The sequence below is a fragment of the Jannaschia pohangensis genome (genome assembly GCF_900113875.1).
Taxonomy (GTDB): domain Bacteria; phylum Pseudomonadota; class Alphaproteobacteria; order Rhodobacterales; family Rhodobacteraceae; genus Jannaschia; species Jannaschia pohangensis.
The window spans coordinates 1,129,428-1,143,451 of the sequence record NZ_FORA01000001.1 but is presented as its reverse complement, the minus strand read 5'-3'; the positions used below and the strand labels follow the sequence as shown (position 1 = coordinate 1,143,451).

At 66.6% G+C, this 14,024-nt stretch carries 19 protein-coding genes; 6 read left to right on the top strand and 13 right to left on the bottom strand.

All coding sequences use genetic code 11. From position 1 onward, the window contains the following. A complete protein-coding gene (locus tag BM002_RS05750; protein ID WP_092778129.1) occupies positions 1–381 on the bottom strand; it encodes a hypothetical protein in 381 nt (126 codons plus the stop codon). After that, entirely contained in the window at positions 378–1,700 is a 1,323-nt protein-coding gene (locus BM002_RS05745) for an NAD(P)-dependent oxidoreductase (protein WP_092778127.1), read from the bottom strand. The genes BM002_RS05750 and BM002_RS05745 overlap by 4 nt, the downstream gene beginning before the upstream one ends. An 87-nt stretch (positions 1,701–1,787) precedes the next feature. On the opposite strand from BM002_RS05745, the gene BM002_RS05740 reads away from it, so the two are divergent. Then, positions 1,788–2,075, top strand: a complete 288-nt coding sequence (locus BM002_RS05740; RefSeq protein ID WP_092778125.1) for a DUF1330 domain-containing protein — start codon at positions 1,788–1,790, stop codon at positions 2,073–2,075. Positions 2,076–2,137: 62 nt separating this feature from the next. Then, positions 2,138–2,761 carry a helix-turn-helix domain-containing protein gene (locus BM002_RS05735; RefSeq protein WP_092778123.1) on the top strand — a complete coding sequence of 208 codons (624 nt, stop codon included), beginning with the start codon at positions 2,138–2,140 and terminating at the stop codon, positions 2,759–2,761. Here the strand turns inward: BM002_RS05735 and BM002_RS05730 are convergent. From BM002_RS05730 to BM002_RS05710, 5 genes are all read right to left on the bottom strand, one after another. After that, on the bottom strand, positions 2,745–3,116 hold the full coding sequence (locus tag BM002_RS05730) for a hypothetical protein (protein ID WP_139212285.1): 372 nt from the start codon (positions 3,114–3,116) through the stop codon (positions 2,745–2,747). The genes BM002_RS05735 and BM002_RS05730 overlap by 17 nt on opposite strands. Next, positions 3,113–3,460, bottom strand: a complete 348-nt coding sequence (locus tag BM002_RS05725) for a hypothetical protein (protein WP_092778119.1) — start codon at positions 3,458–3,460, stop codon at positions 3,113–3,115. The genes BM002_RS05730 and BM002_RS05725 overlap by 4 nt, the downstream gene beginning before the upstream one ends. Before the next feature lie 74 nt (positions 3,461–3,534). Then, complete coding sequence (locus tag BM002_RS05720) at positions 3,535–4,548, bottom strand: patatin-like phospholipase family protein (protein ID WP_092778117.1); 1,014 nt, start codon at positions 4,546–4,548, stop codon at positions 3,535–3,537. Positions 4,549–4,550: 2 nt separating this feature from the next. Beyond that, the gene (locus BM002_RS19255) at positions 4,551–4,895 is read right to left on the bottom strand and encodes a pentapeptide repeat-containing protein (RefSeq protein WP_175484811.1); all 345 of its coding nucleotides are present in this window, start codon (positions 4,893–4,895) and stop codon (positions 4,551–4,553) included. Continuing rightward, positions 4,892–5,665: a 3-hydroxybutyrate dehydrogenase gene (locus tag BM002_RS05710; RefSeq protein WP_092778115.1), complete on the bottom strand. Its 774-nt coding sequence runs from the start codon at positions 5,663–5,665 to the stop codon at positions 4,892–4,894. Before BM002_RS05710 ends, BM002_RS19255 begins: the two co-directional genes overlap by 4 nt. A 507-nt stretch (positions 5,666–6,172) precedes the next feature. On the opposite strand from BM002_RS05710, the gene BM002_RS05705 reads away from it, so the two are divergent. Further along, positions 6,173–7,921 carry an extracellular solute-binding protein gene (locus BM002_RS05705; protein ID WP_342707299.1) on the top strand — a complete coding sequence of 583 codons (1,749 nt, stop codon included), beginning with the start codon at positions 6,173–6,175 and terminating at the stop codon, positions 7,919–7,921. A 43-nt stretch (positions 7,922–7,964) separates the two neighbouring features. On the opposite strand, the gene BM002_RS05700 is transcribed toward BM002_RS05705, so the two are convergent. Next, positions 7,965–8,240 carry a DUF3572 domain-containing protein gene (locus tag BM002_RS05700; RefSeq protein ID WP_092778111.1) on the bottom strand — a complete coding sequence of 92 codons (276 nt, stop codon included), beginning with the start codon at positions 8,238–8,240 and terminating at the stop codon, positions 7,965–7,967. A 95-nt stretch (positions 8,241–8,335) separates the two neighbouring features. On the opposite strand from BM002_RS05700, the gene BM002_RS05695 reads away from it, so the two are divergent. Further along, a complete protein-coding gene (locus BM002_RS05695) occupies positions 8,336–9,763 on the top strand; it encodes a diguanylate cyclase (protein ID WP_092778109.1) in 1,428 nt (475 codons plus the stop codon). 2 nt (positions 9,764–9,765) lie between these two features. On the opposite strand, the gene BM002_RS05690 is transcribed toward BM002_RS05695, so the two are convergent. The 4 genes from BM002_RS05690 to BM002_RS05675 are packed head-to-tail and all read right to left on the bottom strand — an operon-like array spanning position 9,766 to position 11,730. Then, positions 9,766–10,260, bottom strand: a complete 495-nt coding sequence (locus tag BM002_RS05690; protein WP_092778107.1) for a periplasmic heavy metal sensor — start codon at positions 10,258–10,260, stop codon at positions 9,766–9,768. Beyond that, positions 10,257–10,604, bottom strand: coding sequence for a hypothetical protein (locus BM002_RS05685; protein WP_092778105.1), 348 nt, complete (start codon positions 10,602–10,604; stop codon positions 10,257–10,259). Before BM002_RS05685 ends, BM002_RS05690 begins: the two co-directional genes overlap by 4 nt. A 5-nt stretch (positions 10,605–10,609) precedes the next feature. Further along, a complete protein-coding gene (locus BM002_RS05680) occupies positions 10,610–11,170 on the bottom strand; it encodes a sigma-70 family RNA polymerase sigma factor (protein WP_245749137.1) in 561 nt (186 codons plus the stop codon). A gap of 59 nt (positions 11,171–11,229) precedes the next feature. Continuing rightward, on the bottom strand, positions 11,230–11,730 hold the full coding sequence (locus BM002_RS05675; RefSeq protein ID WP_175484810.1) for an EF-hand domain-containing protein: 501 nt from the start codon (positions 11,728–11,730) through the stop codon (positions 11,230–11,232). A gap of 162 nt (positions 11,731–11,892) precedes the next feature. Here BM002_RS05675 and BM002_RS05670 point away from each other — a divergent pair, with 162 nt between their 5' ends. Together BM002_RS05670 and BM002_RS05665 are read left to right on the top strand one after the other, a co-directional pair. Then, a complete protein-coding gene (locus tag BM002_RS05670; RefSeq protein ID WP_092778101.1) occupies positions 11,893–12,282 on the top strand; it encodes a DUF983 domain-containing protein in 390 nt (129 codons plus the stop codon). Next, entirely contained in the window at positions 12,260–12,925 is a 666-nt protein-coding gene (locus BM002_RS05665) for an NUDIX domain-containing protein (RefSeq protein WP_092778099.1), read from the top strand. Before BM002_RS05670 ends, BM002_RS05665 begins: the two co-directional genes overlap by 23 nt. Here the strand turns inward: BM002_RS05665 and BM002_RS05660 are convergent. Then, entirely contained in the window at positions 12,922–13,830 is a 909-nt protein-coding gene (locus BM002_RS05660; protein ID WP_342707298.1) for a DMT family transporter, read from the bottom strand. The genes BM002_RS05665 and BM002_RS05660 overlap by 4 nt on opposite strands. Positions 13,831–14,024 lie beyond the last annotated feature (194 nt).

Genomic DNA, 14,024 nt, shown 5'->3' with positions numbered 1-14,024 from the left:
TCATTCATCGCACCGCACAAAGAGGTTTGGCGGGCCTTCGTCAACGGATACGGCCAGCCGGTCGATCCCCCGCGCCGCGATCCGCAGGCTCACCGAGGGGGTCGGCATCTCGACTGTGTCGAAGGTGCCGTCGTCGCGGAACTCGATGACATAGACGTTCCGGCAATCGACGATCCCGCGCCAGGGGGTGGCCTGCCCGATATTCAGGGCCGGATCGGTCTCGCAGACCGTGTGTTCATTGAAGCCGAGCGTGCCGTCCCGCAGGTACATGGCCTCGCCGGCTGCGGCGTCACACCACACCCCGTCGAAGGCGCTCTGCGCCTGGGCCAATCCGGGCCCAAGGGCCAGGGCCGCACCCGCCAGAAGACCCGCCCGCCTCACGCCGACAGTGCTGCGTGGATGTCTTCGGCGGCGTCGCGCCCCTCGGCAACCGCCGTCACGGTCAGATCCTCGCCGCCCGCAGCACAATCACCCCCGGCCCAGACGCCAGGCAGCGACGTGCGGCCCGCCCCTGTCACGGCGATCTTGCCCCGTTCGGTCGCCAGCCCCTCGACCGCGATCAGCTTCTGGCCGATGGCGCGGAACAGTTGGTCAGCGGGCAGGCGCAGCGTCTCGCCCGTGGGGGCCATGTCGTCGCCGACATAGGCCAGCTCCACCTCGCGCAAGCGGTCGTCGCCGTGGATCGCATGGGGGATGACGCCGAACATCAGGCGCACGCCGTGGCTGGCGGCCAGGTCCTGCTCGTAGCGGCTGGCGGGCATCCGGTCGCGGCCACGGCGATAGGCGATGGTCACCGTCTCGGCCCCCAGAAGCTTCGACTGCACGGCGGCGTCCACGGCGGTCATGCCGCCCCCGATGACGACGACGTGCCGACCGATGGGCAGTTGGGTCAGATCGTCCTGCTGGCGCAGGGTGGCGATGAAATCGACGGCATTGGCCGTCCCGGCCAGATCCTCGCCCGCAAGGCCGAGCGCCCCGACACCGCCGAGGCCGATGCCCAGGAAAACAGCGTCATGGTCGGCACGCAGCTGATCGAGCGCCAAGCTGTCGCGCAGGGCGCGCCCCGTCTCGACCGTGATGCCGCCGATCTTGAGCAGCCAGTCGACCTCGGCCTGGGCATAGCCGCCGGGCGTCTTGTAGGCGGCGATGCCGTATTCATTCAGCCCGCCGGCCTTGGGACGCGCATCGAACAGCGTGACGCTGTGCCCATGCAGGGCGAGGCGATGCGCGCAGGCCAACCCGGCAGGGCCAGCCCCCACGACGGCGACCGATTTGCCGGTCTCGGGCGCGCGGGTGAAGGGGTGCTCGCCCGCCGCCATCATCGCATCGGTGGCAAAGCGTTGCAGACGACCGATCTCGACCGGCTTACCCTCGGCCACCTCGCGCACGCAGACCTCTTCGCACAGCGTCTCGGTCGGGCAGACGCGGGCGCACATGCCGCCCAGGATGTTCTGATCGAAGATCGTCTTGGCGGCAGTTTCCGGCATCCCGGTCTGGATCTGACGAATGAACATCGGGATATCGATGTCGGTCGGACAGGCGGTGATGCAGGGCGCGTCATGGCAGAAATAGCAGCGGTCGGCGGCCACCATCGCTTCGTGGGCGTCGAACGGCTCGTGCAAGTCGCTGAAATTGCGGGCCAGATCATCGGCTCCCAGCCGTCCGGCCCGGATTCCATCCAGGCGCATCGCTTCCGTCATGTCATACTCCGGGTGAAGATTTCTCTGGACCAGAGTGCCACGACCTGAAATTTTATCAACTGGTAAAAAATTGGCAGGAGATGAACGATGCCCAAGGCCTATTGGATCGCCCATGTCACGGTGTCAGAGCCGGACTCTTATGGGCTCTATGCCCAGGGCGCGACCGAAGTGTTTGAAAAATATGGGGCCAAGGTGCTGGCGCGGGGTGGGGCGGTTGTGGGTCTCGAAGGCGAAAGCCGCCCACGCAACGTCGTCATCGAATTCGAGAGCCTGGAGGCCGCGCAGGCCTGCTACGATTCGCCCGAATACCAGGCGGCGCGGAAATTTCGCATCGGGGCCGGGGACGCGCAGATCATGCTTCTGGAAGGCGTCTAGGCCGCCCCAGGGCGGAATAATCGCGCTTGCCGGGGGGGACGGGCCGCCCCTAGAAGGCGAGCATGGTCAAAGCCGATGAACCAAGTCTGATCCGCCTGGCCCGCGAAAGCGGTTCTCAGGTCAAGCCCGAGCCGTTGGACCTCGGTTCCCGGGTGCGCGAATTGCGCAAATCGCGCGGCTGGACGCTGGAACAGGCCGCGCAGCAGGCGGGTCTGGCGCGCTCGACGCTGTCCAAGATCGAGAATGGGCAGATGTCGCCCACCTTCGACGCGCTGAAAAAGCTGGCCACCGGCCTCGAAATCGGAGTGCCGCAGCTTTTCACCCCGCCCTCGAAGGACGCGATCATGGGTCGCCGCGACATCACCCGGTTGGGCGAGGGCGCGGCCCATGCGACGACGACGTATGAACATGAGCTGCTGGCCGGGCAGTTGACCAAAAAGGCGATGCTGCCCTACCGCGCACGGATCCGGGCGCGCCGGTTCGACGAATTCGACGGCTGGGTGCGCCACGACGGTGAAGAATTCCTGCTGGTTTTGACGGGCACGATCCGTCTGTTCACCGAATTTTACGAACCCGTCGACATGGCGCGCGGCGACAGCGCCTATTACGACGCCACGATGGGTCACAACGTCGTCAGCACCTCGCCCGAGGATGCGACGATCCTCTGGGTCACCAGCTTGGCGTAAGCCGCGGATCGTCGAGATCGGTCAGCTTGAATCCGTCGACCCGCATTCCGGGATAGGCAGCTGCCGTCGCGTGAAACGCATCGTGCCGCGCCCGCAGCGTTGCCCGCGCGACCGAAACGCCGTGACGCGACAGCTCGATCATCCGGTTGCGATAGGCGTTGGCATAAAACCAATACTGGTTCGGAGTCAGGGCCGCGGCGCCTTCCTGACCGTGAAACACGATGCGGATGCGCGCGTCCCCGGCGTCGGTCGTCTTCGGCGCGTCAAACCAAAGGACCGCCGGATCATAGCGATAGTCGTGCGCGGCGGCGGGCAGGGCCATCAACACCGCCAGCGCCGTGATCAATGCTCTCATGTCTTGCGTCCCACTGGGTTCTCGGCCTTGCCATCATCGCCGAAGCGCGCGTCGTCGGCCAGAGCATCTTCGCCCTCGGGAATATAGGCCCCGCTTTCGGCAACGGCGGCATCGTCATGGCTCGGGTCGGCATAGGCGTCGGCGGGCATCGGGCCGTCGAGAAACGCATGCAGGTCGCGCTGCGCATCGTCGGGGCCGACGCCTTGCTTGCGAGCGATCGTCCGGGCCAGCGCCGCCGTGGACCCGTCGGCTTCGGCCAGATCGCCGTCGGTCAGTTCGGGGTAGGTCGACAGAAGTGGATCGCGGAACGGAACCCAGTCTTCGGCGAATTGGTGGCGGCTCATGATGGCTCTCCTGCGTCAATGTATCTGGCGATAAACGCGGGCCCGGTGTCGCGGGTTCCGCCCCGCGCCGCCCGTCAGGCGAACATCTCGGTCAGGTTGACGCTGCTCGTCTCGCCGATGGCGTCGAAATCGCGGTCGAGGAAGGCCGTCGCCGCCGCATGGCCCGCCGCACGCAGCTGGTGGATCACCACCGGATTGGGCACCGACTTGGTGGCGACCGACAATTGCCGCATCAGCGCATCGTCCGAAATCATGTGGACCAGCACGTCCTTCATCGCCCCCTGTTCCAGCTTGCCGGACCGGATCAGGCGCTGCGCGAATTCGATGGCGCGCAATTCGCGCAGCAGCGAGGTGTTGAAACTGATCTCGTTGATGCGGTTCTGGATGTCGCGGGCGGTCACGGGCACCTCGGGCCGCTCCAGCGGGTTGATGTTCACGATCAGGATGTCGCGCGGCAATTTGGGATCGAACAGCGGGAAAAGCGCCGGGTTGCCGGTATAGCCGCCGTCCCAGTAGAACTCCCCCTCGATCTCGACCGCCGGAAAGATCGTCGGCAGGCAGGCGGACGCGAGGATGGCGTCGACCGTGATGGCGCCCCGGGTGAACAGCTTGATCTTGCCGGTGCGCACGTTGGTGGCACCGATGTGGAATTCTGGACCGTCGTCCGAACAGATGGATTTGAAGTTCATCCCCTCGACGATGCGCCGCAGGGCATTCTCGTTCATGCCACCGGTCAGATAGGGCGAGACGCTGCGCGTGAACATGTCGCCCATCTGATAGAGCGGCGACATCTCGACCGCCTGACTGACGGCGAGGGGCGAAAAGCTGTTGAGCCAGGGGGCGATCCGCTCATCGGTCAGCGCGCCGATCCGGGTCCAGACCTCCTCCAGCGTCTCGATGGCGAGGCTGCGCGATCCCCGGGCCAGCCCGCATTTCACCGCCGCCCCGTTGAGCGCGCCAGCAGAGGTGCCGGAAATTCCCGCGATTACGATCCGCTCGTCCGCCAGAATCGCGTCGAGCGCACCCCAGGTAAACGCGCCATGGGCACCGCCGCCTTGCAGCGCGAGATTGAGGGGTTTGTGGGTCATTCTTAGGGGGTGTCTTTCTGCTGCGCGGCATCCCAGGCGGCAACCATGTCGCTGAGCAGGATGCCGTCCAGCGTCGCACCCGTTATATTCACGCGGGTCAGCACGAGACCGCTGAGGTTGGCGAAGTCGATGGACGCGCCGCTGAGGTTCACGTCATGGAAGCGCACGTCCGACAGGTTCACATCGTCGAACGTCGTGCCGGTGGCGTTCACGTCCCGCACCTCGGCCTCCATCAGGTGGCTGTCGCAGATGACCGCGCCCTTCAGGCTGACCCGCTGAAAGGTGGAGCCGTCCAGAAAACTGTCCTCGATCTCGAGCTTGTCGCGCCCCGCCTCGGGACCGCTCACATCGCGGTCCAGCCGCCGTCGACGCTGATCGTGGTGCCGGTGATCTGGGCCGCATGGTCCGAACACAAGAACAGCGCGGTGCCCCCCAACTGGTCGGTGGTGGCGAATTCCTTGGACGGCTGACGGTCGAGCAGGACTTCCTTGATGGCCGTTTCCCGGTCCATGTCGTATTTCTTCATCGTGTCGGGGATCTGTTCCTCGACCAGCGGGGTCAGGACATAGCCCGGGCAGATGGCATTGGCCGTGATCGGCTCCTGAGCGGTTTCCAGCGCCACGACCTTGGTCATGCCGACGATGCCGTGCTTGGCCGCGACATAGGCCGACTTGTAGGGCGAGGCGCGCAATCCGTGGGCCGACGCGATGTTGATGACACGGCCCCATCCGGCCTTGCGCATCATCGGCAGGGCGGCGGCGGTGGTGTGAAAGGCCGACGACAGGTTGATCGCGATGATCGCATCCCATTTGGCGGTTGGGAATTCGTCGATGCCCGCCACATGCTGGATGCCCGCGTTGTTGACCAGGATATCGCAGGCCCCGGCCTCCTCGATCAGGTTGCGGGCTTCGTCGCCCTTGGCCAGGTCGGCCTTGATGTAGCGCACATCGACCCCGTGCGCCTTGGCCAGTTCCTCGGCCAGCGCATGGTCTTCCTTGCGGTCGGTATAGGAATTGAGCACGACGTTGAGCCCGGCGGCGGCGAAGCTGCGCGCGATACCCAGCCCGATGCCCGAGTTCGATCCGGTGATGACTGCGGTTTTTCCTGTCAGAGCCATGTCGGCCTCCTCGATGTTCGATTGAGGATGACCATAGATGCCGCGAGTGCGAAGGGAAGGGGCCAGGGCGACTCCGCTGCCGTCGCGTCCGCGCCGGGGTCGGGCAAGCCGACGCCTTTCATCCAAAATCCGGGGCCTGTCGGCGAAAGCCTGCGCAGAGATTCGTGCATCAGCGGGATCGTGCCCGGACTATGGCCAAAATGAGGCAAAACCCCGGTTTCCTTAGGGTAAAGCCAAAAAAAACGCCGACACAAGGCCGGCGCTAAGTCATTGAGGCAGGTTTCATACAGGCAAGAAACCTATCGAGCAGTGCCCCTGTTATAGACGCTCACGTCAGGGAGTCCAAGCAAATCTTTCGCAGGCATCCCGGGAGTGGTTAAGATAAAGGTCAAAGTGAACAGGGCTTTAGGGGCAGAGAAGACAATGCAACTCAATCGTTTCGCGCGAATCGGCTTTCTCAGAACACTCTTTTGCGCAGCTGTCGCCACATCTGCACTCGCCCCTAGCGTGTCCGCAGATGGCCATGGCATTGCCCTTTACGGTGCGCCAGCGCAGCCCGCCGATTACATCCACCTGCCTTATGTGAACCCCGACGCGCCGACCGGCGGTCGCTTCGTCGACGGGCAGGTCGGCAGCTTCGACAGCCTCAACCCGCACATCCTTCAGGGCAGCACCCCGTGGCAGCTCCGCTTCCTCGCCTACGAAAGCCTGCTGGGGCGAAGCTGGGACGAACCCTTCACGCTCTACGGACTGCTGGCGGAAAAGGTCGAGGTAAACGACGACAACACCGCCATCACCTATACCCTCAACCCCGATGCGCAGTTCTCGGACGGGACGCCCGTCACCGTGGCCGATGTCATCTGGTCATGGAACATCCTGGGGCAGGAGGGGGCCAGCGGTCGCTATCGCACCGCCTTCGCCAAGGTCACAAGCGTCGAGGATCTGGGCGAAGGCCAGGTCCGCTTCACCATCGACACCCCGGACCGCGAATTGCTGATGACCACCGGCTACCGGCCGATCATGAAGGCCGCGCAATACGCTGACGACGAAAGCGCCTTCTTCAAGTCGGGCATCGACAACCTGCCCATCAGCACCGCGCCCTATGTGGTGACCGATGTCGACGCCGGCCGCTACGTCGAGCTGACGCGCGACGCCGACTATTGGGGTGCCGACCTGCCGTTCCGCCGGGGCACCAACAATATCGACGTCATCCGGATGGAATTCTTCGGCGACGCCGCGGCGCATTTCGAGGCCTTCAAGGCGGGCGAGATCAGCACCATGCGCGAAACCAACGCCGCCAACTGGGCGCGCAACTACGCCTTTCCCGCCGTCGCCTCGGGCGAGGTGGTGCTGTCGGAAATCCCCCACCAGCGGCCCACCGGGATGACCGGGCTTGTGATGAACACCCGGCGCGCATTCTTCGATGACTGGCGCGTCCGCGAGGCGATGATCCAGGCCTTCAACTTCGAATACGTCAACGGCGTCATCAACGCGGGCGCACAACCGCGCATCCTGTCCTACTACGACAACTCCGTCCTGGGCATGCGCCCCGGCGCGGCCGAAGGGCGCGTGGCCGACCTTCTGGCACCCATGGCGGACGACCTTCTCCCGGGGACGATCGACGGCTACGCTCTGCCGGTCACGAACGGGCGGGAGGCGAACCGGGGCGGCATCCGCGTCGCGACCGACCTTCTGGCCGAAGCGGGTTACACGATCGAGGGCGGCGCTCTGACCGGCCCCGACGGCCCCGTGACCTTCGAGATCCTGGTCCAGACCGGATCGTCCGAGGTGCAGTCCATCGTCGACATCTATGTGGAGGCGCTCAAGCGTCTGGGCATCGAGGCGCGCGCCGTCGCCGTCGACAGCGCGCAGTATACCGAACGCACCAACGCCTATGACTTCGACATGACGTGGTATTCCTGGGGCCTGTCGCTCAGCCCCGGAAACGAGCAGTTCGCCTATTGGGGGCCCGACGGTGTCGACAACCCCGGCAGCCGCAATCTGATGGGCGCGGACGATCCGGCGATCTCCGCCATGATCGACGCCATGCTGAACTCGGAGACGCAGGACGACTATGTCGCCGCTGTCCGCGCGCTGGACCGTGTCCTGACCGCCGGGCGCTATGTCATCCCGACCTGGCACAATCCGGTCAGCTGGATCGCCCACGACGCGCGCCTGCTCTATCCGGCGGACAATCTGCCCATCTATGGCGACTGGATCGGATTTCAGCCCGACGTCTGGTGGTTCGCGGAGTGATCGAGGCCTACGTCATTTGACATGGCAGTTTGTGCCCGGCGGCTCAGGTCCAATGCGGCAGGTCTCCGCCGGGCAGGGCCGCCCGGGCCCGCAGCAGCGAATCGTAGGACAGGTTCTGCGCGTCGCAGATACCGCGCACCCAAGTGTCGTCCATCAACGCGAAATCGAGCACTGCTCCAAGAAATTCAGGGCTTTCCGCCGCCGCCCGGATGGCATCACGTTCGGCCCCGGTCGCGGACATGAAGGTGTCGAGGAGGTCTGCCTCGGCCAGCCATCCAAGGGCGCCCAGGGCGATAACTTCAGCGTGATCTTGCGTCATAGCGGGCCTTGGGGCATGTCTTCGAAACCTTTTGTTAACTTAATATTTGCATAACTTGTCTCACCGATGGGTAAAACATTGCGAGCACCTGTGCCATGACTGGCCGAATCCTGATCGTTGACGACGTTGCGACCAACCGGATCGTGATGAAGGTCAAACTGGCTGCTGCGCGCTACGACGTCATTCCGGCGTCGAGCGGGCAGGAGGCGATCGATCTGGCCAAAAGCGGCGGGATCGACCTGATCATCATGGACATGATGATGCCCGCGATGACCGGCGCCGAAGCCTGCCGCAGGTTGCGCGCCGATCCGGCGACGTCGACGATTCCGGTCATCCTGGTCACCGCCTCCGAAGACAAGCAATCGCGGATGGAGGGGCTTTCGGCCGGGGCCGACGACTTCCTGTCCAAACCCGTGGACGAGGTGGCCCTGCTGGCCCGGGTGCGCTCGCTCCTGCGCAGCCAGTCCGAAGAACGCGACTTCAGGGAACGCGGCGGTGCCGTTCTCGAAATGGCGCAGAGCAGCGGTCTGGACGGCTTCGCCGAGGCCGGTGGCCAGGCCCCCTTTCAGGCTTCGGCGCGCGCCACCGAAGGCAACATCGCCCTGGTGGGCGGCCCCGACGCGCGTTGGGTGCCGGTGCAGCGCGACCGCCTGCGCCCGCTCTTTCGCGAACAGGTCCGCGTCTTTGGCCGCGATACCGCCCTTGCCGTGACCGAACGCGACGCCCCCGACCTGTTCCTGATCGAGGCGGATCTGGCGCAACGCAACGAGGGTCTGCGCCTGATGTCCGAACTGCGGTCGCGGCCCGCCACGCGCCATGCGGCCTTCATCATCCTGCTGCCCAAGGGCGACAGCGAACGGGCGGCGACGGCGCTCGACCTCGGGGCCGCCGACGTCAGCTATCACCCGCTGGCGTCCGAGGAACTGGCGATGCGCGTGCGCACGCAGCTGGCCCGCAAGAAGCGCGCCGACCAGATGCGCACGACGCTCGACACGGGGCTCAAGCTTGCGGTCATCGACCCGCTGACCGGCCTGCACAACCGCCGCTATGCGCTGCATCACCTCAGCCAGGTCGCCACCCGTTGCCAGGCCCAGGGCATCCGCGCCGGGGTCGTCCTGATGGACATCGACCACTTCAAGAAGGTCAACGACACCCACGGCCACCCCGTTGGGGATCAGGTGCTGGCCCGCGTTGCGCAGCGCCTGAAGGACAGCTTGCGGACCGAGGATCTGGTCGCGCGCATCGGCGGCGAGGAATTCCTGGCCGTCCTGCCCGACACCGACCTCGACCACGTCCGCATGGTCGCCGAACGCCTGCGCGAAACGGTCGAGACATTGCCCATTCCGGCGCGCGACGGGGCCACCCTCTCGGTGACGTTGTCGCTTGGCGTCGGCATGCTGACCCCCGATGCGGGCGCGCCGGGCGACCTGCTCGAACGCGTCGACCGCGCGCTTTATGCGGCCAAGGACGGGGGCCGCAACCGGGTGCGTTTCGCCGATTCCGCCGCGGGCCCCTCTGCCTGAACTCAATCCCGGCGCGAACGCCGTTCTGCCCGCTCGCGGGCTTGCGTCGCCAGCCGCGCGCGATCTTCGGGGGACATCTCGGCCACGAAACCGACAAAGGCCGTGATGCCCGCCCGCGCCAGATCGTCCTGAACCTGCCGCCGGTCCGACAGGGCCGCCTCCAGGGCCGCGCTGTCGAACGGCTCGGCCTCCAGCGCGTCCAGAACCTCGGCCTGCACCCGCCCCATTCGCCCCCGGCCTTCGCGCAGACCCGGAACATCGCGCATCGCCTCCAGAAGGGCGCGGCGCTGCGGTCGGTCCAGACCCCGGATCAGGGCCGCGATTTCGGGCGGGCCGCGAAAATCACTGCCGTTGCCGCCGCGCGTCTCGGGCCGACCCTGGCTGAGCGCGCCGACGACCAGACCGGCGATCAGGACATTGACCAGCAGTGACGCGATCAGCGCCCACCGGGTCCAGTTGCGCCGGGGCCGGTCCTTGGGGGTGGGGGGCGGCGTCATAGGGTGTCTCCTTGCGTCCAGTCCGTGCCGAACAGGTCTTCGAGAAGGACCGTCTCCTCCTCGGCCAGCCCGCCATCCACCACCCCGCCGTCCGGCAGGATGCCATAGAACAGATCGGGCTGCGCCAGACCCAGCCACAGCCCCAGAACCGCAGCGCCGGGCACACCGACGATCCCCGCAAGCCAGCCGCGCAAACCGAAGCCACCGACGGGCCGGACGGGCGCGGTCACCCGCGCATGATCGGCCAGAACACGGGCTCGCAACCCTTGGGGCAGGGGCGCGTCATCGCCGCGCGCCGCCGTCAGCAGGGCGTCCAGATCGTCGGTGTCGGTCGGGTCTTGCATCGATCTCACTCCGGTTTCAGCGGCGCCAGCAACGCCGCCAGATGTCGTTTTCCCCGCGCCGTCAGGCTTTCGACGGCTTCGACACCACAGCCCATCATGGCCGCAATGTCCGGGTTCGAGTAGCCCTCGATATGGCGCAGCACCAAGGCCTGCCGCTGCCGCTCGGGCAACTGGGCCAATGCGGCGTCCAACGCCGTCAGCCCCTCCGCCCGGATCAGCCGCGCCACGGCCGAGGGCGCATCGTCGGCCAGCGGCATGTCGTCATCGAGCGGCGTCATCCGGGCCGACCGCCGTCGCGCGTCGATGGCCAGGTTGGCCGCCACGCGCCCCAGCCAGGTGGACATCTGCGCAGCGCCGCCCGCGTCCCATTCCGGGGCCTTCTGCCAAAGCCGCAGGAACGCTTCCTGCACAATATCCTCGGCCTGCGCCGTGTCGCCCCCCGTCATCCGCCGACAGAACGCCAGAAGCCGGGGCCCCAGCCGATCCAGCAGCGCCGCCGCGGCGGCCGCGTCCCCCTGACCGGCAAGGGTCAGAAGCGCTGCATCGGTCTGGCGGGTGTCGGTCATCAGGTCTCCGCAGCGCGTCGTGGTCGGGGGCGACCGCGCCGCCCCCGAAGTCATCATGCTCAGTTGCGGCCGCGCGGGCCACCCCGATGCTGGCCCAGTTGCGCCCATTCCTCGGCGCTCAGGCTGCCGCTGTCGTCGGCGTCGGCGCGCTCGAACATGCGCTCGAACCCGCCGCCGCGCCCCTGCCGGTCGCCGCGCTGCCCGCGGCCTTCGCGTGCGGCCTCCATCTCGGCCTGGCTCAGCGCACCGTCGCCGTCCGTATCCAGACGCTCCAGCATCCGCGTCACACGGCTTTCGGTGCGTCCCTGGGCGGCTGCGGTCAGCTCGGCTGCGCTCAGGCTGCCGTTGCCGTCCGTATCCGCCGCCTCAAAGCGCGCCGCGCCCCGGGTGGTGCGAAACGCTGTGATTTCCTCACGGGTCACCGCACCGTCGCCATTGGCGTCGATCTCTTCGAAGGCGGGATGTTCGCCCCGCCCGTGGCCACCGTCGCGGGCTTCGGCCATCGTCGACAGGGAGGCGCCGGCCGCAATGGCAAGCGCGAGGATTGCGATCTTCTTCATGGGAACTCCATTATGGTCTGATGCGCCATCGCCCTTTGCGATGCGCTCCCCTCTCCCACGGATGGGGCCGGACATTCCGTCGCAACTTTTTTGCAACCGCCGCGCCCCCCTTTCCGCGCGACCCCGTTCAGCCTAGATGAAGGGGGTAAGAAGGAACCCGCCATGTCCCAGACCGATGACCGCGAAATGCGCACCGCCATCTGGCGCGGCCTGCGCTGCAAATGTCCGAACTGCGGCGAGGGCGCGATGCTGCGCAACTATCTCAAGGTGCGCGATCACTGCGATACCTGTGGCGAGGCGTTGCACCATCACCGCGCTGACGACGGGCCGCCCTATCTGACGCTGCTGGTGGTCGGACACATCATCGGCCCGGCCATGCTGTTCTATTACACCGCCTACGAGCCGTCGCCGCTTGCCTTCATGGTGATCTTCATGGGGGCGGCAACCGTCCTGTCGCTGTGGTTCCTGCCGCGCTTCAAGGGGATGATCGTGGGGGTCCAATGGGCCGCGCGGATGCATGGCTTCGGCCATGGGGACGCCGCGGTTGACTGACGCCGCCCCGTCGGTGCGCGACGCGGCCACGGTCGTCGTGCTGCGGCGCGACGGGGCCGAGGGGCCGTCCGTCCTGATGGGACAACGCGGGGCCAAAGCCGCCTTCATGCCGTCGAAATACGTCTTTCCGGGCGGCGCGGTCGATGCGGGCGACGCGATGGTCCGCCTTGCCGCACCCCTGTCGGACGCGCTCCACGCGGGGCTGAGCGCCCGGTCCAGCCGCCCGCCCGAAGCCCTCGCCGCCGCCGCCCTTCGGGAGCTGGCCGAAGAGACGGGGCAGATCATCGCCGCCCCCGGCACCGGCTGCCCCTGGCCCGGGTTCGACGGCCTTTGCCCCGATCCCACGCCTTTGCGCTTCGTCTTCCGTGCCATCACCCCGCCCGCGCGGCCCCGCCGCTTCGACGCGCGCTTCCTGCTGGCCCCGGCCGAGGCGCTTTTGGGTGACCCCGACGATTTCAGCGCCGCCGAGGATGAGCTGAGCCACCTGCACTGGGTGCCCCTGCACCAGGCCCGCGCCCTTGACATGCCGTTCATCACCGAGGTCGTGCTGGCCGAAGTGCAGGCGATCGCCGAAGGTCAGGAAACCCCCGGCGTGCCGTTCTTCGACAATTCGGGCGAAACCTCGGTCTTTCACCGCCTCTAGGCGCGCAGCAGGATCAGGGCGATCACGCTGACACTGACCAGACAGATGCCACCGATCTCGCGGCGCGATTGTCGTTCGCCCAACACGAACCACGAAATCAGGATCGACAGGACCAATTCCACCTGACCCACGGCGTTCACATAGGCCGCCGTCTGGAGCGTGTAGGCCGTGAACCACCCCATCGACCCCGCCATCGACGTGGCCCCGACCAGCGATGTCGCCCGCCACCGCCGGAATACCGCGACCAGTCCGGCGCGGTCCCGCCACAGCATCCAAGCCGCCAGGATCGCCGTCTGGAACAGCGTCACAAGGCACAACGTCACCGCCGCGCGCACCAGCGCCGCCTCGCTGTCGACGGTCAGGGACGCGCCGCGATACCCCACGGCCGAGATCGAAAAGAACACCCCCGAAGCGAGGCCCAGGGCCGATCCGCGGTTCAGAACTTGCCAGCCGCCCTGTGCCGGCACCGACAGGATCAGCACGCCGACCAACCCCACGCCCATGGCCACAAGGTCCAGCAGGGTCACCGTCTCGCCCAGGACGATGAAGCCCGTGGCCACCGTGAGCAGGACCGTCACCTTGGAAAACGCGATGCCCACGGCGAAGTTGCGATAGGCGAACAGCGCCACGACACAAATCGTCGCCAGGATCTGGGCGACGCCGCCGGCCACCGCGAAAGGCCAGAACTCCGCGCCGATGGCGGGCAGGGCCGTGCCGCTGACCCCCATCCAGACCGCCAGACCAAGCGCGATGGCGGGCGGGGCATAGACGAAGCGCGCGAATGTGGCCGCCACGGGGGACAGACCGCCCACGGCAAGACGCTTTTGCAGCAGGAAGCGCAGGGCCTGAACCGAGGCGGCGAAAAGTGTGGCGAATATCCAGAGCGACATGGCGGCATCTCGCACCTCTGCATCCTCGAGAACCAGTGCAATTCGCCCCGATCGCGAAACGATCCGTTTCTTCCGGCCAAAACAGGTGTCGAATCGTGGACGTCCGCCGGGAGTCTGGCCATATTGATGTCCATAATCCGCTTTAAACCCGTCACTATGTTACCGGAGTTCCGCCATACTGCAGCCTTCAACACCGTCGCGCCGGACGT